Source organism: Rhodococcus sp. IEGM 1318 (assembly GCF_033142465.1).
In the GTDB taxonomy this organism is placed as follows: domain Bacteria; phylum Actinomycetota; class Actinomycetes; order Mycobacteriales; family Mycobacteriaceae; genus Rhodococcus_F; species Rhodococcus_F qingshengii_B.
On record NZ_JAWLSC010000002.1, the window covers coordinates 646,667 to 666,631 of the forward strand.

Annotated in this window: 21 protein-coding genes; 7 read left to right on the top strand and 14 right to left on the bottom strand. The window is 61.6% G+C overall.

Features of this window, described 5'->3' with window-relative positions; genetic code table 11:
* Nucleotide 1 precedes the first annotated feature (1 nt).
* The 3 genes from R4P65_RS07410 to R4P65_RS07420 are packed head-to-tail and all read right to left on the bottom strand — an operon-like array spanning nucleotide 2 to nucleotide 2,830.
* Nucleotides 2–1,222: an acyl-CoA dehydrogenase family protein gene (locus R4P65_RS07410; protein WP_019745701.1), complete on the bottom strand. Its 1,221-nt coding sequence runs from the start codon at nucleotides 1,220–1,222 to the stop codon at nucleotides 2–4.
* Complete coding sequence (locus tag R4P65_RS07415) at nucleotides 1,209–2,012, bottom strand: enoyl-CoA hydratase-related protein (RefSeq protein WP_317826010.1); 804 nt, start codon at nucleotides 2,010–2,012, stop codon at nucleotides 1,209–1,211. The genes R4P65_RS07410 and R4P65_RS07415 overlap by 14 nt, the downstream gene beginning before the upstream one ends.
* On the bottom strand, nucleotides 2,009–2,830 hold the full coding sequence (locus tag R4P65_RS07420; RefSeq protein ID WP_317826011.1) for an SDR family oxidoreductase: 822 nt from the start codon (nucleotides 2,828–2,830) through the stop codon (nucleotides 2,009–2,011). Before R4P65_RS07420 ends, R4P65_RS07415 begins: the two co-directional genes overlap by 4 nt.
* Nucleotides 2,831–2,988: 158 nt before the next feature.
* Between R4P65_RS07420 and R4P65_RS07425 the strand changes: the two genes are divergently transcribed.
* Complete coding sequence (locus tag R4P65_RS07425) at nucleotides 2,989–3,465, top strand: MaoC family dehydratase (protein ID WP_230817340.1); 477 nt, start codon at nucleotides 2,989–2,991, stop codon at nucleotides 3,463–3,465.
* A gap of 50 nt (nucleotides 3,466–3,515) precedes the next feature.
* On the opposite strand, the gene R4P65_RS07430 is transcribed toward R4P65_RS07425, so the two are convergent.
* Entirely contained in the window at nucleotides 3,516–4,229 is a 714-nt protein-coding gene (locus tag R4P65_RS07430; protein WP_411742517.1) for a TetR/AcrR family transcriptional regulator, read from the bottom strand.
* A 105-nt stretch (nucleotides 4,230–4,334) separates the two neighbouring features.
* Between R4P65_RS07430 and R4P65_RS07435 the strand changes: the two genes are divergently transcribed.
* Nucleotides 4,335–5,837 carry an AMP-binding protein gene (locus tag R4P65_RS07435; RefSeq protein WP_317826013.1) on the top strand — a complete coding sequence of 501 codons (1,503 nt, stop codon included), beginning with the start codon at nucleotides 4,335–4,337 and terminating at the stop codon, nucleotides 5,835–5,837.
* Between the two features lie 72 nt (nucleotides 5,838–5,909).
* Here R4P65_RS07435 and R4P65_RS07440 read toward each other — a convergent pair whose 3' ends face one another.
* The 6 genes from R4P65_RS07440 to R4P65_RS07465 all read right to left on the bottom strand — a co-directional run bounded on the left by R4P65_RS07440 (nucleotide 5,910) and on the right by R4P65_RS07465 (nucleotide 11,940).
* A complete protein-coding gene (locus R4P65_RS07440) occupies nucleotides 5,910–6,197 on the bottom strand; it encodes a putative quinol monooxygenase (protein WP_230817338.1) in 288 nt (95 codons plus the stop codon).
* Nucleotides 6,198–6,253: 56 nt separating this feature from the next.
* Entirely contained in the window at nucleotides 6,254–6,886 is a 633-nt protein-coding gene (locus R4P65_RS07445; protein WP_317826014.1) for an HAD family phosphatase, read from the bottom strand.
* Nucleotides 6,887–6,924: 38 nt separating this feature from the next.
* Entirely contained in the window at nucleotides 6,925–7,599 is a 675-nt protein-coding gene (locus R4P65_RS07450) for a TetR/AcrR family transcriptional regulator (RefSeq protein ID WP_317826015.1), read from the bottom strand.
* A 68-nt stretch (nucleotides 7,600–7,667) separates the two neighbouring features.
* Nucleotides 7,668–9,059: an MFS transporter gene (locus tag R4P65_RS07455; RefSeq protein WP_230817335.1), complete on the bottom strand. Its 1,392-nt coding sequence runs from the start codon at nucleotides 9,057–9,059 to the stop codon at nucleotides 7,668–7,670.
* 250 nt (nucleotides 9,060–9,309) lie between these two features.
* Entirely contained in the window at nucleotides 9,310–10,965 is a 1,656-nt protein-coding gene (locus R4P65_RS07460) for an AMP-binding protein (RefSeq protein WP_317826016.1), read from the bottom strand.
* 3 nt (nucleotides 10,966–10,968) lie between these two features.
* Nucleotides 10,969–11,940: a phosphotriesterase gene (locus R4P65_RS07465; protein WP_020971087.1), complete on the bottom strand. Its 972-nt coding sequence runs from the start codon at nucleotides 11,938–11,940 to the stop codon at nucleotides 10,969–10,971.
* A gap of 158 nt (nucleotides 11,941–12,098) precedes the next feature.
* On the opposite strand from R4P65_RS07465, the gene R4P65_RS07470 reads away from it, so the two are divergent.
* The 3 genes from R4P65_RS07470 to R4P65_RS07480 all read left to right on the top strand — a co-directional run bounded on the left by R4P65_RS07470 (nucleotide 12,099) and on the right by R4P65_RS07480 (nucleotide 14,287).
* Entirely contained in the window at nucleotides 12,099–12,659 is a 561-nt protein-coding gene (locus tag R4P65_RS07470) for a QsdR family transcriptional regulator (protein ID WP_003943195.1), read from the top strand.
* Nucleotides 12,660–12,760: 101 nt separating this feature from the next.
* On the top strand, nucleotides 12,761–13,465 hold the full coding sequence (locus R4P65_RS07475; protein ID WP_317826017.1) for a FadR/GntR family transcriptional regulator: 705 nt from the start codon (nucleotides 12,761–12,763) through the stop codon (nucleotides 13,463–13,465).
* Nucleotides 13,466–13,480: 15 nt separating this feature from the next.
* Nucleotides 13,481–14,287 carry an ABC transporter ATP-binding protein gene (locus tag R4P65_RS07480; protein ID WP_230817332.1) on the top strand — a complete coding sequence of 269 codons (807 nt, stop codon included), beginning with the start codon at nucleotides 13,481–13,483 and terminating at the stop codon, nucleotides 14,285–14,287.
* Nucleotides 14,288–14,299: 12 nt separating this feature from the next.
* Here the strand turns inward: R4P65_RS07480 and soxR are convergent, their stop codons facing one another.
* Nucleotides 14,300–14,740 (bottom strand): redox-sensitive transcriptional activator SoxR, encoded by a 441-nt coding sequence (gene soxR / locus R4P65_RS07485; RefSeq protein WP_283305409.1) that lies wholly within the window; start codon nucleotides 14,738–14,740, stop codon nucleotides 14,300–14,302.
* 63 nt (nucleotides 14,741–14,803) lie between these two features.
* Here soxR and R4P65_RS07490 point away from each other — a divergent pair, with 63 nt between their 5' ends.
* Both R4P65_RS07490 and R4P65_RS07495 read left to right on the top strand, forming a co-directional pair.
* A complete protein-coding gene (locus R4P65_RS07490; protein ID WP_317826018.1) occupies nucleotides 14,804–16,234 on the top strand; it encodes an MFS transporter in 1,431 nt (476 codons plus the stop codon).
* Nucleotides 16,235–16,266: 32 nt separating this feature from the next.
* A complete protein-coding gene (locus tag R4P65_RS07495) occupies nucleotides 16,267–16,479 on the top strand; it encodes a DNA-binding protein (RefSeq protein ID WP_230817329.1) in 213 nt (70 codons plus the stop codon).
* Between the two features lie 9 nt (nucleotides 16,480–16,488).
* Here the strand turns inward: R4P65_RS07495 and R4P65_RS07500 are convergent, their stop codons facing one another.
* The 3 genes from R4P65_RS07500 to R4P65_RS07510 form a co-directional block, all read right to left on the bottom strand.
* Nucleotides 16,489–17,583: a GGDEF domain-containing protein gene (locus R4P65_RS07500; RefSeq protein WP_317826019.1), complete on the bottom strand. Its 1,095-nt coding sequence runs from the start codon at nucleotides 17,581–17,583 to the stop codon at nucleotides 16,489–16,491.
* A 217-nt stretch (nucleotides 17,584–17,800) separates the two neighbouring features.
* Nucleotides 17,801–18,940, bottom strand: coding sequence for a serine hydrolase domain-containing protein (locus R4P65_RS07505; RefSeq protein WP_317826020.1), 1,140 nt, complete (start codon nucleotides 18,938–18,940; stop codon nucleotides 17,801–17,803).
* Between the two features lie 104 nt (nucleotides 18,941–19,044).
* A complete protein-coding gene (locus tag R4P65_RS07510; protein WP_317826021.1) occupies nucleotides 19,045–19,938 on the bottom strand; it encodes an oxygenase MpaB family protein in 894 nt (297 codons plus the stop codon).
* Between the last annotated feature and the right edge of the window lie 27 nt (nucleotides 19,939–19,965).

A 19,965-nucleotide genomic window follows, 5' to 3' on the forward strand; every position in this document is an offset into this window, starting at 1 on the left:
GTCAGTTCGCCTTGACTTCGCGGTACTTGCGCAGTTCCTGCTTCGCGATGGCGCGCTTGTGCACCTCGTCCGGGCCGTCAGCCAGGCGAAGGGTGCGCATGTGGGCGTAAGCCATCGCGAGCGGGAAGTCGTCCGTGACGCCGCCGCCGCCGTGAACCTGGATGGCGCGGTCGATGATCTTGAGCGCGATGTTGGGCGCCGCAACCTTGATGGCTGCGATCTCGGTGCGCGCTTCCTTGTTGCCCACCGTGTCCATCATGTGTGCGGCCTTGAGCGTGAGGAGTCGAACCATCTCGATGTCGATACGAGCTTCGGCGATCCAGTCCTGGATATTCGCGTTGTCACTGACTGGCTTTCCGAAGGTGATGCGGGTGGATGCGCGCTTGCACATCAGTTCCAGTGCGCGCTCGGCCATTCCGATTGCACGCATGCAGTGGTGGATGCGGCCGGGGCCGAGGCGGGCCTGGCTGATCGCGAATCCTTCGCCCTCGCCGGCGAGAATGTCCTTGGCCGGGACACGCACGTCCTCGAAAGTGATCTCGCCGTGTCCTTCGCGGTCCTGGTAGCCGAAGACCGGCAGGTTGCGCAGGATCGTGACGCCGGGAGCATCGATCGGAACGACCATCATCGACTGCTGACGGTGGGTGGCGGCATTGAAGTCGGTCTTGCCCATGACGATCAGAACCTTGCAGTTCTGGTGCAAAGCGTTGGAAGCGAACCACTTACGGCCGTTCAGTACGTACTCGTCGCCGTCGCGGTCCATACGAAGCTGGATGTTGGTGGCGTCGGAGCTGGCAACCTCGGGCTCGGTCATCGCGAAAGCAGAACGGATTTCGCCTTCGAGAAGCGGCTTGAGGTACTTCTCCTTGTGCTCGTCGGTGCCGAAGAGCGTGAGCACCTCCATGTTTCCCGTGTCCGGAGCGGCGCAGTTGGTGGCTTCGGAAGCCAGGTGGCTGCGGCCCATGATCTCCGCGAGCGGTGCGTATTCCAGGTTGGTCAGGCCGGGGCCCCATTCGGGATGCGGGTGAAACAGGTTCCACAGCCCGCGCGCCTTGGCTTCCTTCTTCAAGTCGTCGATGATCGGCGGCTGGAAGTGCGGGTTACCGGACTCACGCATCTGCTCTTCGTAGACCGCTTCGGCCGGGTAAACGTGCTTGTCCATGAAATCGAGCAGTTCGGCCTGGTACTTCTTGGTGCGATCCGAGAACTCAAACACTGACATGTGAACTCCTGACAGAGAGGGAAGGAAAATTGGGGGCTCGATGTTCGAGATGGCTGTTGACGCCCTCGACGACATCCGGGCCGTGAAATGCATTCAGCATCAATGATTCCGCACGCCTGGCGGAATCGGTGAAGGTCGAGTGCGCGTCGGCACTCATCTGAGATTTGATGACGGAGAGGGACGTCGGCGAGCAGTTGGCCGCGATGTCCTCGGCGTAAGCAATCGCCGCATCCAGAACGTCACCGCCGGTGACCAGGTGGTCGATCAAACCGAGGCGGTACGCCTCGTCGGCATCCACCATCCGGCTGGAAAGCAGAAGATCGACTGCTCGACTGTGACCGACCAATCGGGGCAACATCCAAGAGATGCCGTACTCCGCAATGAGGCCTCGACGCGCGAACGCGGTGGTGAATCGTGCTGCGCTCGAACCGAAACGAATGTCGCAGTATAGAGCCTCGACCATTCCGAGCCCTGCGGCGACGCCGTTGACGGCAGCGATCAGCGGCTTGCGAATGGTGGTCGGGAAATCACGGTCTCGCGGTCGGACCAGATCACTTTCGGAAACTTCGCCGACGTTCTTCAGATTACCGAGGTCAGCCCCCGAGCAGAATCCTCGGCCGGAGCCGGTGACAACAATTGCTCGGACACTGGGATCTTCGTCTCCTGCGGCCAAAAGGTCGTAATACTGATCTTCGAGCTCGTTGGTCCACGCGTTGAGGACGCGGGGCCGATTGAATGTCAGGACCAGCACCGCTCCTCTCTGCTCGGAGAGGACGAGTTCCTCGGTCATCGCGTTCCCGCAAGGAGCGACGCCTGGTACCGGCGCATCCCGCGCAGCCAACGGTCGTAGTCGGCGCCCTTCTGCCGGTACATGTCCAGCACGTTCTTGTGCGGAAGGATGAGGAATTCCTCGGCATCTACTGCGGCAAGAACGATTTCGGCGCATTCAGCAGGCTCGAGAACGTTGCCGGCAGCAAGCACGGCTCCGGTTGCTGCCTTGCCGACCGGATCGCCGGAGTTTTCGCCTTCGTAGAGAAGCTTGGTGTTGACGCCCATCGGACACAGGCAACTGACGCGAACGCCCTGATCTCCGTAGGTGATCGATAGCCACTCGGCAAACGCGACCGCGGCATGTTTGGTCACCGAGTACGCGGCGGACCCGACCTGACTGAGCAAGCCGGCAGCAGAGGCAGTGCTGATGAAGTAGCCTTCCCCGCGCTCGGTCCAACCGGGGACGAGGAGCCTGGCGGCACGGATGTGGGCGCGAACGTTGACGTCGATCGTCGTGTCCCAGACGTCCTCACTGATGTCGAGGCCCATGCCTCCGGTGACGCCGGCATTGGCGAAGTAGAGGTCGACCGGGCCGAATTCCTTCTCCGCCTGCGCGATCAGGCCTGCAATGACCGTCTCGTCGGAGACGTCGCCACCCGCGGACACGACCGCTCCGGGATGCTCCGCGTTGATCGCCTCGGCTACCGCTGACGCCGCCGCTCCGTCGAGGTCGGCCACTACGACGCGAGCGCCCTCGGCAGCCAGTCGCTCGGCCAGCGCACCGCCGATCCCCCCGCCGCCACCGGTGACAATTGCTACCTTCTGGGCAACCTTCATGAGCGATTCCTCTCGCTTGCGTCATACCTACGCGCTGACAGTGATCCACGTCTCCCCTCATGTATAGTTGAATCCGGCGTCAGTTTCAACCGTCGAATCGTGACGGTCACCCGAACGGCCCGTTCCGTCCTCCTGAACTGCGAGTAAAGGGATCAACGATGACTGAAAACCAATTGCCCGTCCGACCGTCCACCTTCGCCGAGCTCGAGAAGCTCATCGGCCAGGAACTTGGCCCGACGCAGTGGTACGACATCACCCAGGAGCGCATCAACGCGTTCGCCGAAGCCACAAACGATCATCAGTGGATTCACGTCGACCCGGAACGAGCAGCATCGAGCCCGCTCGGCAGCACCATCGCGCACGGACTCTTCAGCCTCTCGCTGGGCCCCCAGTTCTCCTACCAACTCATCCACTTCGACGGCTTCGCCCACAGCCTCAATTACGGCTACGACAAGGTGCGCTTCCCCGCTCCCGTTCCCGTGGGATCCCGGGTCCGCATGCGCGCAACCGTCGTGTCCGCGGAGCAGTTGCCCGGCGGAATCCAGGTGAAGATGAGCCAGGTGGTCGAGCGGGAAGGTTCCGACAAGCCCGTGGTCGTCGCCGAATCCGTCGCTCGCGTCGTCGAGAAAAGCTGAACCTGCGTGCCCCGGCCGCTCCGAGCCTCCCGGCCCGGGGCGGCCCCTCGTCAGAGACGGTCAGGAAATTTGAGAGCGTTCGCCCACAGATCGGTCACCGTGGCGACAATCTGATCGAACTCCGGCGAACGCCCGTCCACCTCACCCTCACGGAGGGTGAACAGACTGTAGGCGAGTCGACTCACCATGCCGGACAGAGCAATCGACGCCGTCATCGGATCCAGCGTCGTGTCCGCGATGCCGCGGGACTGCAGATCTGCAATCCCGCGGGCATTACGGCGTATGAACGCATTGGCCCGCTCGCTGCGGAACTTCCGGAACTCCGGGTCGATGTGAGCAACCTGCTCCATGAGCCCCATCAACTTCGCATTGCGTTGGTACGCGGCCAGATACGCTCGATTGCTCGCCTCCAGCACGGCGTACGGATCGTCCGCGCCCGCAACGCGTCCCATGCCCGGATGCATCATGTCGTCTCGCGCGACCTCGAGGACGGCGGCGAACACCTCTTCCTTGTTCGCGAAGTACGTATAGAACGATCCCGTAGCGCAGCCGGCTTCTTTGGCGATGTCGATCAGACGGGCATCGAGATAGCCACTACGCTCGAAAACCTTACGGGCAGCGGCAACTAATGCCGCACGCGTGCGGGTCCCCCGCTCGGTGGTCGGTCGATCCCGGAGCAGCGCGGGCGGAGCCACCGGCAAGGCGGCAATTCGCGTTTCGTCGTCGAGCACGGTGCGCTCCTCATCCTTCCGAGTCAACATCATTTTCGGGACAATCCCAGCAGACTCGATGTTGACGCCGGATTCAAGTGTACGCTCTGGTGAGACCCAGGACACACAATCGGTCGATTCCTCCCGAAAGGCAGAACCATGGTTAGCGTTCTCGACCCGGTGACCCGTCACGCGGAAGCCACTCCGGACAATATTGCAATTCGCGGCACGGGCAATCATTGGACCTACCGGCAGCTTCACGACGCATCTCTGGCGTTCGCCGGCCGCATTCGTGACGAAGGGTTGAGCCTCGGCGACCGCGTTCTGCTCGCAGCGCCGTCGGTGCCGGAATTCATCGTGGCGTACATGGGAATTCAGGCCGCAGGTTGTGTCGTGGTACCGATCAACACGATGTCGGCGCAACCCGAAGTCGAGTACGTTCTTGACGACGCGGAGATTTCCCTGGCCATCGCCTGGCATCAGCTCGGCCCCGCAGTCCAGGATGCAGGGAGTGCGCGCGGCGTCCCGGTGTGGGCGCTCACCGAAGAATCGGCGAAGGCCGACCATCCACCGGCAACGGTGGTCGACCGCGACGCAGCAGACACCACGGCGATTCTCTACACCTCCGGCACCACCGGACGTCCGAAGGGTGCTCAGCTGACAGTCGGGAATCTGTTGTCTGCCGGTGAGATCGGCGCCGAGAGCAGCCGCGGAAACCCTTCGGACCGCACCGGAACCGGACTGCCGCTCTTTCACATCTTCGGCCAGGGTTCGGTCATGATGGCAACCTTCACCGGCGGCGGATCACTGTCCCTGCTCGCCCGGTTCGACCCCGCCGCCATGCTCGATCTGGTGCGTCGGGACAAGCTCACCATCATGGCAGGCGTGCCCACCATGTGGAATGCCATGCTGCACGCCGCCGCCGACGTGGACAGCTCCGACTTCGAACAACTGCGGATCGCGATCTCCGGCGGTGCGTCACTGCCCGGCGAGGTGGCACGCGCCTTCGAAGCACGTTTCAACTGCACGATCCTCGAGGGCTACGGCCTGACCGAGACGAGCGCGTTCGGAACTTTCAACAGTATCGACCGCGTTGCAAAGATCGGTTACACCGGCCGCGCCGTACCGCGCACCGAGGTCGAGGTGCGTGATCACGACGGAAATGTCTGCGAGGCAAGCACAGTGGGCGAGGTGTTCATCAAGGGGCCGACGGTCATGAAAGGATACTGGAAGCGCCCGGACGACACTGCCGCCGTTCTGTCCGACGACGGATGGTTCCGCACCGGAGACCTCGGTGAGACCGATACCGAGGGGGATCTTCGTATCGTCGACCGCGTCAAGGACCTCATCATCCGTGGTGGATACAACGTCTATCCGGGCGAAGTCGAAGAGGTGCTCTACCAGCATCCCGACATCATCGAAGCTGCGGTGATCGGCATCCCTGACGACTACTACGGCGAGGAGGTTGCTGCAGTGGTGGCCGTGCGCCCAGGCGCCGAACTCGAAGCAGATGCCGTCACGTCGTGGGCTCGGGAACGCCTGTCCGCCTACAAGATTCCCAGGGTCGTCCAGTTCATCGACGCACTCCCCAAGGGGTCGACGGGAAAGATCCTCAAGCGATCGATCGACCGGTCCGAACTCGTCGCGCAGAAGCAGAACTGAAAACAGGTGAGCCCCGGCGAGATTTCGCCGGGGCTCACCTGTTCATACGCTCAGAGAGCCCGGTCCATGCGCTCAGAGAGCGTCGAAGTACTCGATCTGTGGGGCACCGGCCAGGAAGGGCGCCATCGCCTTTCCGGCAGCCTGGAAATGCTCGGACGTTCCGTGCGCCTTGATGGCAGCGCCGTCCTGATACAGCTCCATGAACTTGTAGGAATTCGTATCCGTCTTCGAGCGGATCAGTTGATACAGAACCGTTCCGGGCTCTTCCGTGCGCACCTTCTCGGCGAGTTCGGCGACTACGGCTTCGAACTGCTCGCCGCTTCCGTCCTTGACGGTGATATCCGCGATGACAGCAATCATTCATTCCTCCAAAAGTGTTCCGGCAGTATTCGAGTATTATCGAGCAACCTACAGTTTCACCGCGTGGACAGTAGTACGAACGTCGATTCCAATTGTCTGCGAGTGCTTTCCGCGTCAGTGTGAAGAATGCCGGCGATCCCCAACCGCGCCGCACCGTCGAGGTTCTGTCGCAGATCGTCGATCATCACGGCATCTTCGGGCGCGACACCCAGGCGCTCGCACGCGATGGTGTAGATCTGACGAGAGGGCTTACGAATCCCGACTTCCGACGAGATCACCACCTCGTCCGCCAGGTCTTCGAGGACAAAGCCCGCATAACAATCACGCCCGAAAGCGTTGGACACGAGCGCAACAGGGTGTCCCGCCGCCCGCACGTCTGCGAGCAGACGCACCATCTCCTCGTCTCGAATCAGCCCGGCCTGCATCCGGTCGACCAGCCCCGCGCTGTCGACGACGGCGCCGTGCGCACGTAGACGTTCCCCGAATCCTGCCTCGAAGGCTTCCTGGTCGATCTTTCCGGATTCGTGGTCGGAGAGCAGCTTCTTCGAGACGTCGTCGCGGGAGAGCAGGGTCAGCGGAAGGCGCGGGTCACCGCCGAGCGTGGCCCCGAAGTCCGCGAAGGCCTGCAGAACACTGGAGGTGAGAACTCCACCGAAATCGACGAGCACTGCCGTACGCGTGGGGGTCATTCCTCCATCAGACACCAAACATGAACCCGGCGTCAATATCAATTGAGGTGTAACGAGAATTGTAAAGTGTTGATCCACAACCGGTTGACTGTATCGAGCAGACCATCGAAGGTCACTCCGGCGGCGCCGTCCTCGCCGCCGCGGGATACGAAGTACCCGAACGCAAGTCGACTGATCATCCCGGAGAGTGCCCGAGACGTCAGTAGCGGATCTAGATTCGCGTCCGCCAGACCGGCTTTCTGCAGCTTCTCGATACTGCGCGCGTTGCGTCGAACAAACGCGTCAGCGCGCTCGAGGCGGAGAACCCGGAACTCCGGATCGATGCTTGCGACCTGCTCGAGCAGTCCCATCAGCTTCGCGTTCCGTCGGTACGCCTCGAGGTATGCGCGGTTACTCGCCGCGATGACCTCAGCGGGATCGGCGCCTTTCGGAGTGTGCGGCATGCCCGGATGCATCATGTCTTCGCGCGCCAGCTCCATCACTGCCGCGAAGATCTCTTCCTTGCTCGCGAAGTAAGTGTAGAAGGTGCCGGCCGAGCACTGCGCCTCCACCGTGATGTCGATCAGACGCGAGTCCAGATAACCGGTCCGTTCGAAGACGGTGCGAGCCGCATCGATCAACGTTCGACGCGTACGCAAACCACGCTGAGTGGAAGGAAGTTCCCGTGACACTGTCGACGAAGCATCTTCGGAGCCTGTGCGTGCTGCAGCCATGCTCCAGTTATACGTCAGACGCCCGCCACCGGTGACCGGTAGCGGGCGTCTGTTCGAAACCGACGGTGTTACTTGGCGTAGAGATGCGCGCCGGGAATGGCGTTCGGATCGTCCCGAACTTCCTTCGGGTTGGTCTCTTTCAGTACCCAGGCACTGAAGAAGGTCACCAAGCCCATGAGTGCTACGAACACGGCAACCCACGTCGTGGTTCCGGTCTTCGCGATAAGCGCGGTCATGATGAACGGGGTTCCACCACTGACCGTGATCGCGGCCAACTGGTAGGCCAACGATGCTGCCGAGTAACGCACATTGGGTGCGAACAGCTCACCCATGTATGCCGCGATCGGCCCGTAGGTCATCGACTGGAACACGCTACCGACCGTGACTGCGATGAAGAACAGCGGCAGGGACTTGGTGTTGATCAACCAGAAGTACGGGAACGCCCACACCACGATCGCCGCAGCGCCGATCAGGATCATCGGACGACGACCGATCTTGTCCGACATCTTTCCGGACCACAGCACCACTCCGACGGTCAGCAACGCACTCAGGAGCGAGATGATGAGCAGCGAGTTCCGCTTCAACCCCAGTTCGGTTGTGCCGTAGCTGAGCACACCGGCGATGCTGATGTAGAACAGCGCATTGGTGGCAGCGAGCAGTCCGCAGCCGAGCAGGATCTTGCGCCAGTGATCCTTGAGCGCCTGGGCCAACGGAGCCTGAACGACGACGTCCTTTTGATTCTTCTTGGCGTCTTCCTGCAGCTCGAGAAATTCCGGCGTGTCCTCGACCTTCGTCTGGATGTACAGAACAACGGGGAAGAGCAGCGCACTGGCGAAGAACGGAACCCGCCAACCCCAGCTCAGGAACGCGTCGTTGGAAATAGTCGCGGTCGCGACGAGGAAGACCAGGTTGCCCAGGACAACACCGAAGGAGACACCCATCTGACCGAAAGTGCCTGAGAAACCACGCTTCTTGGGACTCGCGGATTCGGTGAGAAGAAGGACGATTCCACCCCACTGACCACCGCAGGCAAGGCCCTGAATGAATCGCAGCGTCACAAGAAGGATCGGAGCGACGACGCCGATCGCAGAAGCACTCGGAATCGCGCCGATCAGGAAGGTTGCGACAGCCATCAACAGCAGGCAGGTGACCACCGCGGGCTTGCGTCCGTACTTGTCACCGTAATGCCCCGCGACCAATCCGCCGATGGGACGAGCTACGAACCCGGCCCAGAACGTACTGAACGAGAGCAGGGTGCCCATCAGTGCCGAGGAATCAGGGAAAAACACATGCGGAAAGACCAGTGCTGCAGCCGTTCCGTACAAGAAGAAGTCGTACCACTCGATGGAACTGCCGAGCAGTCCCGCGCCTAGAAGTTTGCGGTGCGCCTTCTTCTTCTTCCGTTCCTGATCGGACAGGCCCCCTGCCTGCGTGCTCGAATCCACTGCCGATCTCGTCATGGGTTACTCCTCGATGGGTCGGACACTCGTCGCGCCGGAAGTTGAGAAGTGAAACCGGGCCAGAAGTAGAAACTGACACCAACTTCAACTCTGCGGCGTTGCGATCAGTCTGCGACACGAAAAGAGTGATGTCAATCACTGAAATGCATTGCCGCATAAGGGACTTAATTCCCCATCGGCATCCGGACGGTTCCACGACGAACAGCCGGCTCACCCTGTCGGCGGCCGGCAATTCGTTTGTCAGGTGGATCTAGTTCGGTACCCGCAGTTCGCGACGCAAAATCTTTCCGCTCACGGTCTTGGGCAGGTCGTTCATGATCTCGACAATGCGCGGATACTTGTATGCTGCAAGTCTTTCCTTGCAGAACTCGACCAGATCCTCGGTGGTCGCTTCGACCCCTTCCTTGAACGACACGAAGGCCTTCACAGTTTCGCCGCGATATGGATCCATGACGCCGACGACGGCAGCTTCCCGCACGGCAGGGTGTTCGTAGAGAACATCTTCCACTTCGCGCGGCCACACTTTGAAGCCTGAGGCATTGATCTGATCCTTCATCCGGTCGACGATGTAGAACCAACCGTCGCCGTCCATGAATCCGATGTCTCCGGTGTGAAAACGCCCGCCCGGCATGGCATGTGCGGTTTCCTCCGGCTTGTTCCAGTAACCGAGTGCGACCTGTGGACCAGAGACCACGATCTCGCCGTACTCGCCGATCGATACCGGCTTGTCGTTCTCGTCCACTACCTCCGCGTACGTATTCGATACCGGTACACCGACGGCGACTGCCCCCGACGACGGATCCACCGGCGCTTCACGAGAGTTCGGTACCACGATTGCCGGACTGTTCGTCTCGGTCAGCCCGTAGCCGTTGTGAATGTAGTGACCGAACTTCGCCCGGAACGCTTCCAACGCCGCATGCGGGATCGGCGCGCCACCCGAATACACCGATTCGAGACTGCTCAACGATTCCTTCGAGACTGCGGCGCTGTCCGTCCACGCGATGAATACGGTGATCGCTCCGATGATCGCGGTAGCCCGATGCTCCGAAATCGACTCCGCTGCAACGATGGGATGGAATCGGCAGGTCAGAATCGTGGGCGCGCCTGCCAGGAGTGGAGCCGCGACGTGCCCGATCAACCCGGTGATATGGAACAGTGGCGCCACCGCGAACATCGCGCCGCCGGGGCGCAACCCCAACCAGTCCCGATAGATCTGCGCTGCGAACACGACATTTGCGTGCGTGTTCATCGACCCCTTCGGCGGGCCGGTTGTCCCTGACGTATAGGGAAGGTAGGCAAGGTCTTCCGGGGACAGATCGACCTTCTCGGGCTTCTGCCCTCGACGAGCCTCGATCAATTCCAGTAGATCCGGAAATCCATCATGACGAATCCTGGACGCCGAACCGAAGATCCGTTCATCGTCGCGCGACTGAAAATCCAGTTCCGACGTAGTGACCACCCGTCTCACTGCGGTGCCCTCGGACGCAGTAGCCACGGTCTCGGCCGAGGACTCGAGACAGATGACTGCTACCGCGCCGCTGTCGGCGAGTACGGTGGACAGCTCACGGTCCCGGTACATCGGATTGACCGGAACGACGACGGCGCCGAGCTTCCAGACCGCGACCGTCGCGATCACAAACTGCGGAATATTCTGCAGGAAAAAGGAAACTCTGTCTGCGAACCCGATTCCATCCTCGGCGAGGGCTACGGCAAGCGCGTCCGACATCTCGTCGAGCTCGGCAAAGCTGATGGTCCTGTCGAAGTACCGGATGATCGGGGCGGTGCGATCGCGCTCCAGCGACGCACGGAACATCGCGAGGGCGTTGGCATGCTCGATGTCTAGGTTCGGCGGAGTGTCGGCGTCGTAATTGGCGAGCCACGGCAGGCTCTCGTACGCGTTGGTCATAACTCAGCTCTCGAAGTACCGACGTGGGTTGTCCACCAGCATGGTGTTGATCTGATCCTCGGTGACGCCACGTTCGAGCAGCGCGGGAATGACCTGATCGCTGATGTGGGTGAAGTTCCAGTTCGGTACTGCGGCCGCCTTGGCCTCACTCGAGAACCAGTCGATGAAGCACGAGGCATCATGTGCCAGAACCATTTTCTCGGCATAGCCTCGGCGGGCCAGTTCCACGACGGTGTTCACCCGCTCCTCGAACGGGAGCAGAACATCGAGACCGAAACGATCCATCCCGAGTAGCGAGCCCGCATCGGCAAGTGCACACAGGTAGTCCAGGTCGGTCGAATCACCCGAGTGCCCGATGACGACCTTGCTCAGATCCGCACCCTCCTCGGCCAGAACCTTCTGCGCAACGAGGCCCGATTCCGTGTGCGGGTTCGTGTGAACCGTGATCGGTACCCCGGTTTCGACCTGCGCCTGACCGACCGCTCGCATCACACGCTCCACGCCGGGAGTCAGACCAGGTTCTTCGATGGCGCACTTGAGGAACGACGCGCGGATGTCTGTGCCGGCAATGCCGTCCTTGATGTCTTTCACAAATAGATCAACCATCGGCTCGCGCACGTCGAACAGCAAACCTGGACCGGTGTAATGGAATTGGAACGGAATGTCGTTGTAGGTGTAGACACCGGTCGCCACGATGATGTTGAGGTCGACCTGCTCGTTGATCCGCGCAATACGCGGGATGTAGCGACCGAGTCCGATGACCGTGGGATCGACGATCGTGCTGATCCCTCGCGACTTCAGTTCGGACAGCTTGGTCACTGCATCGGCTACTCGAGCCTCCTCGTCCCAAGGCTCCGGGTAGTCGGGATAGTTCTGACGCATCTCCTCACCCAGAACGAAGACATGCTCGTGCATCAACACCTTCCCCAGATCGGCTGTGTCCACCGGCCCACGAACGGTTTGTACTGAACTCATCGATGAAACCCCTGACTGTGATCGCCATCACTAACATGAGACAATGAGCTAGTGTGTCTCACGTTGCTTGGTTCGTCAATAGGCTCGATCCACCCGAAGCCCACCTCTGTTCGACCGCCGAAATTGTGCAGTACCGGACAACCGGAGAGAATGTCCCGATGCCTACCGACCTCGAACGCCGACGCGCGATCGACACCGCCGCGAGCATGTACCTCGCGGAGGAACCACTCGACATGTCACTGCTCGCCGAACGTCTCGGAGTAGGCCGCGCGACGCTCTACCGCTGGGTCGGCAACCGCGACGAACTGCTCGGAACAGTGCTGGCCGAGGCCACAGAACGGACATACCGGAAGGCGATGTCACAGGCGTCGGGTCAAGGTCCGGAGTACATCCTCGACGTATTCGGCCGCGTCATGCGATCGGTGGAATCGTCGACCGAACTGCGAGCGCTGACCAAACGTGAACCGATGGTGTTCATCAAACTCGCGATGATGCCCGGTTCCATCGAATCGATCTCCGCCTCCATCACCGCCGAAATCCTGCAATCCCAGGTCGACGCCGGCCAGCTGACGATCACGCTTTCGCCACAAGTGCTGGGCGAAGCTCTCGTTCGCATCTGCGACGTACACCTCTACGCGCCTCTACTCGGGCGGGAAAAAGCGGAGATCGAGACGGCCCTCGACCTGATCGCACTGCTTCTCGGCGTCACCCGTAACTGACGGCATCGACCGCGTGAGCGCTGCTGCGACACGCCGTCAAGCCGAGTCCTCAGACGTCTGACGAGTTGCTACCCTGTCGGTACCCCCACGAGAGGCAAGCCGTGTCCGACGACCACACAGGATTCACACTTCGCAGTGGTCCACTGGTACCGCAACTCGAACAGTTGCTGTGCGGGCGAATCATGCAAGGAACGTGGGCGCCGTCCGAGCGCATACCGAGCGAGGCGGCACTCGCCGTCGAACTCGGCGTCGGGCGTTCCTCGATTCGCGAGGCCATCCGCCTCCTCGCTCGCGACGGACTACTCGAAGTCCGACACGGCGTCGGAACCTTCGTGGCTGCCGCGTCCGAACTCGAGCACGTCGACGAATTCACCAAACTTCTTCGACGCTCGCGGATCCTCGAGGTCTTCGAAGTGCGTCGCGCACTCGAGATCGAGGCCGCCAGGCTGGCCGCGGAGCGGGTACAACCTGAGGACCTCGACGGCCTGCGGAGGCGACTAACCATGCGACACAGTCATTTCGAGGGTGATGTCGAGAAGTTCGTCGACGTCGACCTCGACTTCCACACCGAAGTCGTTCGGCTGTCCGGAAACGCAGTTCTGCTCTCGCTTTTCACGTCGGTGCGTCCACTCCTTCGTGAATCCCTCGTCGAGATGATGGCCCACGAGGCCGGCGTCCCCGACACCTCACATGCCCATGATCAGTTGGTCGAGGCCCTTCAAGACGCCGATCCAGAAGCCGCGGTAGCGGCAACTCGAGCAAACATCGACACCGTCCTACGACGCCTACGTGTGCTCGACGCCTAAGAGAGGTTAGTTCTCGTGCAGCACCCCACCGGCACAGTTCTGTCGACCGAACACGTGGATCTCGTCCGCGACGGCCGATACTTGTTGAAAGACATCAACATTTCGATCGAACCCGGACAACACTGGGTCCTCCTCGGCGCGAACGGCGCGGGCAAGAGCACGCTTCTGAGCCTGCTCGGAGCAACCGCCCACCCGACTCGCGGTTCCGTTTACGTCCTCGGCCACAAGTTGGGCCGCGTCGACATGCGGGAACTGCGAATGGACATCGGGCACGTGAACCCTCGCCATACGATCGGAATTCCGATCACCGTCCGCAACGTCGTGATCACCGGCCTCACCAACACCACCGAGGTAATGCCGCGGTGGTCACCGACGCCGGAGCAAGAGGCTCATGCCGACGCACTGATCGATCTACTCGGAATGAGTCCGCGTTCGGACGCACTGTGGCCCAACTTGTCCCAAGGTGAACGGGGACGAGCCCTGATCGCCCGCGCACTCATGGTCGAACCGCGCCTGCTCCTGCTCGACGAACCGGCGACCGGGCTGGATCTGGCGGCACGCGAACAACTCTTGACGGCATTGGACGACCTCCGCAATCAGAACCCGTCACTTGCCAGCATCCTCGTGACGCATCACATCGAAGAGATTCCGAGCACCACGACGCACGCCCTCCTGATCAAGGACGGCGTCGTGACCGCCGGCGGCCTCGCCGAGAATGTGATCACCACCCAGAACATCAGCGAGTGCTTCTCGCATCCCATCGAGATCGAGCGTCGCGGTGGCCGGTGGAATGCACAGTCTCGGCCACGCGAAAGAGTCTGATCGACAGGAGTTTCAGAGACGTCTGGCGCCGGGACCCTCCCGGCCCAGCTCGTCTCCCGGGTTCAAGAGGTTGCAGGTCTTGAGTGAGAGACACCCGCAGCCGATACAGCCCGTCAACTCGTCCTGCATCCGATTGATAGCCTGCTTGCGATCCTCGAGGCGTTGATTCCACTCCGTCGAGATCTTGCGCCAGTCCTTCTTCGTCGGAGTTCGCCCCTGTGGCAACGACCCGAAAACTTCGGCAACTTCAGCAAGCGGTATCCCGAATCTGACTGCCAGTTGGATCAACGACACCCGCCGGATCGAGTGACGCGGGAACTTCCTCATGTTTCCCGCCGTCCGCTCCGCAGGAACCAGACCGAGTGTTTCGTAGTAGCGCACCGCCGACACGGCGACGCCGGTTCGCGCCGATACCTCACCGATCGAGAGAAGTTCGTCACTCTTGCGGATCATTTGGCCTCCCAATGGCTGCGCAACATTGACCTGAAGCGCACTTGAGATTCTACCTTCGACAACATGCACTCCCCCACCGATGCTCCCGCCGGAACCTGGCGGCAGCTCCTGAGCGGTCGATACCTCGGCACCGCTACCGTCCTCGCAGGCGGCGTCGCGCTGTATGCAACCAACGTCTACCTGACGACCAGCCTGCTTCCGACTGCCATCGACGACATCGGTGGTCAGCAGTACTATGCCTGGACCGCAACGGTCTTTCTCATCGCTTCCGTCATCTCCTCGATGCTGGTCACCAACGTCCTCGCAGCCAGGGGACCGCGCGGGGCCTATCTGATCGGCCTCGCGATCTTCGCGCTCGGCACCGTCGTGTGTGCGGTCAGCCCGACCATGGAATTGCTGTTGGTCGGCCGCACGATCCAGGGCTCGGGAGGTGGCCTGCTGGCCGGTCTCGGCTACGCCGTCATCAACGCCGCGCTCCCCAGACATCTGTGGACGCGCGGCGCCGCGCTGGTCTCGGCGATGTGGGGAGTCGGCACTTTCGCCGGGCCCGCGATCGGCGGTGTCTTTGCTCAATTCGGCGCCTGGCGATGGGCTTTCGGCGTTCTGGTCATCGCGACGATTGCAGTTGCCGCTCTCGTTCCCGGTGCCCTGCCAGCGCATGAACCGGGCCGCACCACCAGTAGCCCAGTGCCGGTCCTCTCACTGGCACTGCTCACCGCGGCAGCACTGTTGGTCAGCGTCGCCGGAATTCTGTCCAACCTCGCAGCGACCGCCGGGATGGTCCTCGCCGCTGTGCTGCTACTGATCGCTTTTGTCGCCGCAGACCGCCGCTCGGGCCACGGCGTACTGCCATCGTCGACGTTCAACGCGTCGTCTCTCAAATGGGTGTACCTGACCATCGTCGTCCTCGCCGTCGCGTCGACCGTCGAGACGTTCATTCCACTCTTCGGCCAACGACTTGCCGGACTGGCACCGCTCGCCGCCGGATTCCTCGGCGCCGCACTCGCTCTGGGCTGGACTCTCGGCGAAATCCCGAGCGCCTCGGCCACCACCCCTCGTATCGTGCGACGAATCGTTGTCAGCGGTCCGATCCTCGTCGCGATCGGGTTGGGCATCATGGCAGCATTTCTCACCGAGCACGCCGGCGCCGGCGCGATGGTCGCGTGGGTGATCGGACTGCTGGTCGCCGGCGTCGGAATCGGCATCGCCTGGCCTCATCTTGCAGTCGGTGCGATGACCTCTGTTGCAGATCCCGGGGAAGGTGCGCGGGCCTCGGCTGCCATCAACACCGTGCAGTTGATCGCCAATGCCTTCGGCGCAGCTCTGGCCGGAGTGCTGGTGAACATCGGCGAACCGTCGACGCTTCGTTCTGCACAATTGCTTCTCTTCACCTTCGCCGCTATCTCGATCATCGGCATTGCCGTGGCCGGTCGCGCGCTTCCGCGAACGCTCGACAAAGTCGACAGACCCGAAATCGTTCACGACGCTCGCTAAACTGTGGAAAACCCACACCGAGGAGTTGGCCAGTGACAGAACCGGATCCGGACACAGTGGAAACCGACTTCCCGAAAACGAGCGCTCCCGCCCAGCGGGCGCTGATCGGCGCGGGTTACACCCGCCTCGCACAACTGACGTCCGTGTCCGAGAAAGAACTCGGCACCTTGCACGGGATGGGTCCGAAAGCCCTGAGGATTCTGCGCGAAGCACTCGCCGAACGTGGTCTGAGCTTCGCCGACTGAGCTCTCGCATCAGACCAGGCTCACGCGAACCTGGTTGCCACCTTGCCGCTTCGCTTCGTACATCGCCGAATCTGCAACACGGAAGAGTTCGGCAAAGGCTTCGCCGACCGACTCGTCCGAATTCCGTGGCGCGGCGCGGACCGCCATTCCGACACTGGCACTCGTTGGCGGATCATCGGTCGCGCCGTCCATCGCCGAGCGGATCTGTTCTTCCAACCTGGCTATCACGCTGACCGGCACCCGCTCGACCACGACGAACTCGTCACCGCCCATACGAGCTGTCAAGGCGGACTGGGTGGCCCACAAACGGATGCGCAGTGCAGTTCGCATGATCGTGCTGTCTCCGACGTCATGGCCGTGAACGTCGTTGATCGTCTTGAATCGGTCGAGGTCGATCACCACTACGAGTAGTGCGTCCGCTTCGGTGGCCGGAGCGCCCATCAAGTCGTTCACCCGACGGGCCAATCCGCGACGGTTGAGCAGACCGGTCAACGGGTCGATATCGGAAGTGGTGGCGTCCGAACCCAGAACCGCTAGAACGATTTGCGACACAACGGGAATCACGATGATCGTGGCCAACACAACCGATATCTTCGCCAGCCCCAGCCCGACGTCGGCCGTTGGCCCGAACAACAGAGTCCACCCCGAAAACACTGTAATGACCGAAGCGAAGATCATGTGTCCTGCTTGCAGTTTCGGATCATGAAAGAAGGCAATGTATCCGCCGATCGACGCAAACACGACACACGCGATCAATCTGCCCAGCGGCTCCGAATCGGTTGCCGCCGCCGCCGCAATCGCAATGTCGGAACCCACTACAAAAATGTACGACCACAACCGCGTCGGCGGAAACAACCACCAGATGAGTGCCGCGGCGAGGCACAGCACGATGACCGTCAGATTGACCGCTCGCGAGAACGTACTTTCCGGACCCGCGTCACTGAATCGCGCCGACAGCAACACCAACCCCATCCAGAACGCAGTTCCGCCGACCAGCACCCGGCGAGAAGCCAAGAGCCCACGGTCCTCGAGGTAGCGACTGAAACTGTAAAACTGGTCCGGCAACCGCCACCAGCGCAGGACGACTTCGACGAGACGGTTCATCGCCGGTCAGCCGATGCGGGGCTACAACTTTCGGGCCTACTTCGACTTAGCAGACAAGCTGATTTCCCCCCGGAGCATACTGGCATAACCGGCAGCATAGTCAGCCACGACGGGCAAACCAACATTATGCCGACTTGGCCACAAGGCGCGAACCGGCGAGGTTCGGCTATTGCTCAGCAAGGATTTGGCCATGGCATCGCGCTCACTGTCACGCCGATCAACTCAGGGCGCCAAAGGCCGCCGCTACGTACTGCGCCGATCGCTCCGAACCGAGCAGACCCGGACCCATCTTGTTCATCACGTACGAGAACGTCATGCGCTTGTCGGTGTCGATGATGATCTGCGAGCCACCCCAACCACCCCAGAAACAGATCCGCCCCTCCGGAATGAACGGGACGGACTCGGGCGTCGGCAAGCCGAATCCGACGCCGAACCGGACCGGCACACCGAGGACGAGGTCGACTCCGTACGACTGCTCCTCGAAGATCTTGTCAATCGTCTCCTCCGACAACAGACGGACGTCACCGACCTTGCCACCGCATGCGATCACCGACTGGATGCGTGCGAGCGCCCTCGCATTCGAATGACCGTTGGCCGCGCCGATCTCGGCGTCGCGCCACCCGTCGGTCCATGAATCGGTCGCGTCAGCCGGCGGTGCGGTGAAGGTCTTCACCATGATGTTGTCCATCCCGAGTGCCTCGATGTCGATCGGCAACGGCGGTGGCGCAATGACATTCGAGACTCGCCCGTACTCGGACTTCGGCAAGCCCAGGCGGAAATCAGCATCGAGTGGACCGGCTATTTCCTCGTCGATGAAGCGGCCGAGGGTCCGTCCGTCGATGCGCCTGACGACCTCACCGATCAAGTGACCGTAATTGAGGGCGTGATATCCGGATGCCGTACCCGGTTCCCACCAGGGAGCTTGGGTCGCCAACCGGGCCGTGGCGTACTCGTCGTCGCAGATGTTCTCCAAGGTGAAGGGTTGATCCCACCCCGACACACCCGACGTGTGAGACAGCAGTTGCCGGACCTGAATACGATCCTTGCCTGCTGCGGCGAACTCGGGCCAGTACTGCGCGACAGAGGCGTCGAGATCCAGCAAGCCGCGGTCGACGAGCATCAGCGCGGCCAGTGCGGTCACGGTCTTGCTGCAGGACCAGACGTTGGTGACGGTGTCGCGGACCCAAGGAGCGGTGTGCTCGACGTCGACCCAACCGCCCCACATGTCGACGACGGATTCGCCGTCGATCGTCAGTGCGATCGCTGCCCCGACGTCCTCGCCGGAATCGAGATTGCGTGCCAGCGCCTCCTTCAAGCCAGAGAATCGCTGGTCACATACGCCTTCTATGTTCGCCACTGACAGCCTCCACAGGAATGATGAAACTTGACGTCAACTTCAACTATGTTGAGTATGTGTCCGGTTTGCCTGTGGTGTCAATCACTTCAAATCCCAGAGTCGGCTCAGACCAACGGGATCCCCTTGGCGATCCGCCGACGCAGATCCCAGAGATAGAAGTTGTAGGGGAACATCCGCAGAATCTTCGGGCTGAACCGATTGACCAGCGCAGCGACGCGCATGGATCGGTCGAAGTTGCGCTGCCGACGCACTGACCACGGAAGCCGCATTTCGTCACGAAAGGCCTGGGGAAGGAACCCGGTGGTGAGAAACCGATTGAACGGGCCGACCACAGGATGCAACAACTTCGGCGTGAATGTCGCCGACGCGATTCCGTACAGATGCTCACGAATCGTCTCGTCGATGGCCACCTTGTCGAGGTTCTCGTTCCAGTAGACCTCGAACGCATCCCGATCTGTCGGCCACATGTCGCGTCGCATCTGAAGGGTTGTACCGAACGTGGCGCTGCGCTGATAGAACGCATCCTGGGTGACCGGATCGAGATCCCCGTACAAGATTTTGTAGACGTCCTCGAAGCCTCGGTACAGGCAGGCGGCCACCCACAACTGCAGTTCCGGATCGAACGCGTTGTACTCGACCGCACTGTTCTCATCGGAGCGAACGTGCTTGTGCGAGCCGTTGACTGCGCGTCGGTACAACTTCTTTTCTTCGTCCGTCGCCAGGCTCGCCACCGCGAGATACGTCAGCGTCGTCCGGGTTCGCTTCACCGGGTGTCGGTCCAACCGGCCTGTCTCGACCTTGCTCTCATACACGCCGTACCCCACCGCCGGACGCGCCAACTGCATGATGACGTTCGCACCGGCGGCCAACAGTCCGAGACCGGACATCGCCTTTTCGACTTCCGCATCGATGTCGATCGCTTTGGTGCCGACCGCTTCGATACCGCCGACTGCCTCGGTTTCCCCGAGCCCGCCCGTCGAATCCCTACTCACCGTCATGGCAGAACCCCTTCGAAGTCATATCTG

Excerpts from the sequence above, each read along its gene's own strand:
- R4P65_RS07450 (WP_317826015.1), bottom strand. The coding sequence starts at position 7,599 with ATGGCTGCAGCACGCACAGGCTCCGAAGATGCTTCGTCGACAGTGTCA.
- R4P65_RS07455 (WP_230817335.1), bottom strand. The coding sequence starts at position 9,059 with ATGACGAGATCGGCAGTGGATTCGAGCACGCAGGCAGGGGGCCTGTCC.
- R4P65_RS07440 (WP_230817338.1), bottom strand. The coding sequence starts at position 6,197 with ATGATTGCTGTCATCGCGGATATCACCGTCAAGGACGGAAGCGGCGAG.
- R4P65_RS07435 (WP_317826013.1), top strand. The coding sequence starts at position 4,335 with ATGGTTAGCGTTCTCGACCCGGTGACCCGTCACGCGGAAGCCACTCCG.
- R4P65_RS07410 (WP_019745701.1), bottom strand. The coding sequence starts at position 1,222 with ATGTCAGTGTTTGAGTTCTCGGATCGCACCAAGAAGTACCAGGCCGAA.
- R4P65_RS07465 (WP_020971087.1), bottom strand. The coding sequence starts at position 11,940 with ATGAGTTCAGTACAAACCGTTCGTGGGCCGGTGGACACAGCCGATCTG.
- R4P65_RS07470 (WP_003943195.1), top strand. The coding sequence starts at position 12,099 with ATGCCTACCGACCTCGAACGCCGACGCGCGATCGACACCGCCGCGAGC.
- R4P65_RS07510 (WP_317826021.1), bottom strand. The coding sequence starts at position 19,938 with ATGACGGTGAGTAGGGATTCGACGGGCGGGCTCGGGGAAACCGAGGCA.
- soxR (WP_283305409.1), bottom strand. The coding sequence starts at position 14,740 with ATGATCCGCAAGAGTGACGAACTTCTCTCGATCGGTGAGGTATCGGCG.
- R4P65_RS07445 (WP_317826014.1), bottom strand. The coding sequence starts at position 6,886 with ATGACCCCCACGCGTACGGCAGTGCTCGTCGATTTCGGTGGAGTTCTC.
- R4P65_RS07460 (WP_317826016.1), bottom strand. The coding sequence starts at position 10,965 with ATGACCAACGCGTACGAGAGCCTGCCGTGGCTCGCCAATTACGACGCC.
- R4P65_RS07420 (WP_317826011.1), bottom strand. The coding sequence starts at position 2,830 with ATGAAGGTTGCCCAGAAGGTAGCAATTGTCACCGGTGGCGGCGGGGGG.
- R4P65_RS07430 (WP_411742517.1), bottom strand. The coding sequence starts at position 4,229 with ATGATGTTGACTCGGAAGGATGAGGAGCGCACCGTGCTCGACGACGAA.
- R4P65_RS07415 (WP_317826010.1), bottom strand. The coding sequence starts at position 2,012 with ATGACCGAGGAACTCGTCCTCTCCGAGCAGAGAGGAGCGGTGCTGGTC.
- R4P65_RS07490 (WP_317826018.1), top strand. The coding sequence starts at position 14,804 with ATGCACTCCCCCACCGATGCTCCCGCCGGAACCTGGCGGCAGCTCCTG.
- R4P65_RS07425 (WP_230817340.1), top strand. The coding sequence starts at position 2,989 with ATGACTGAAAACCAATTGCCCGTCCGACCGTCCACCTTCGCCGAGCTC.
- R4P65_RS07500 (WP_317826019.1), bottom strand. The coding sequence starts at position 17,583 with ATGAACCGTCTCGTCGAAGTCGTCCTGCGCTGGTGGCGGTTGCCGGAC.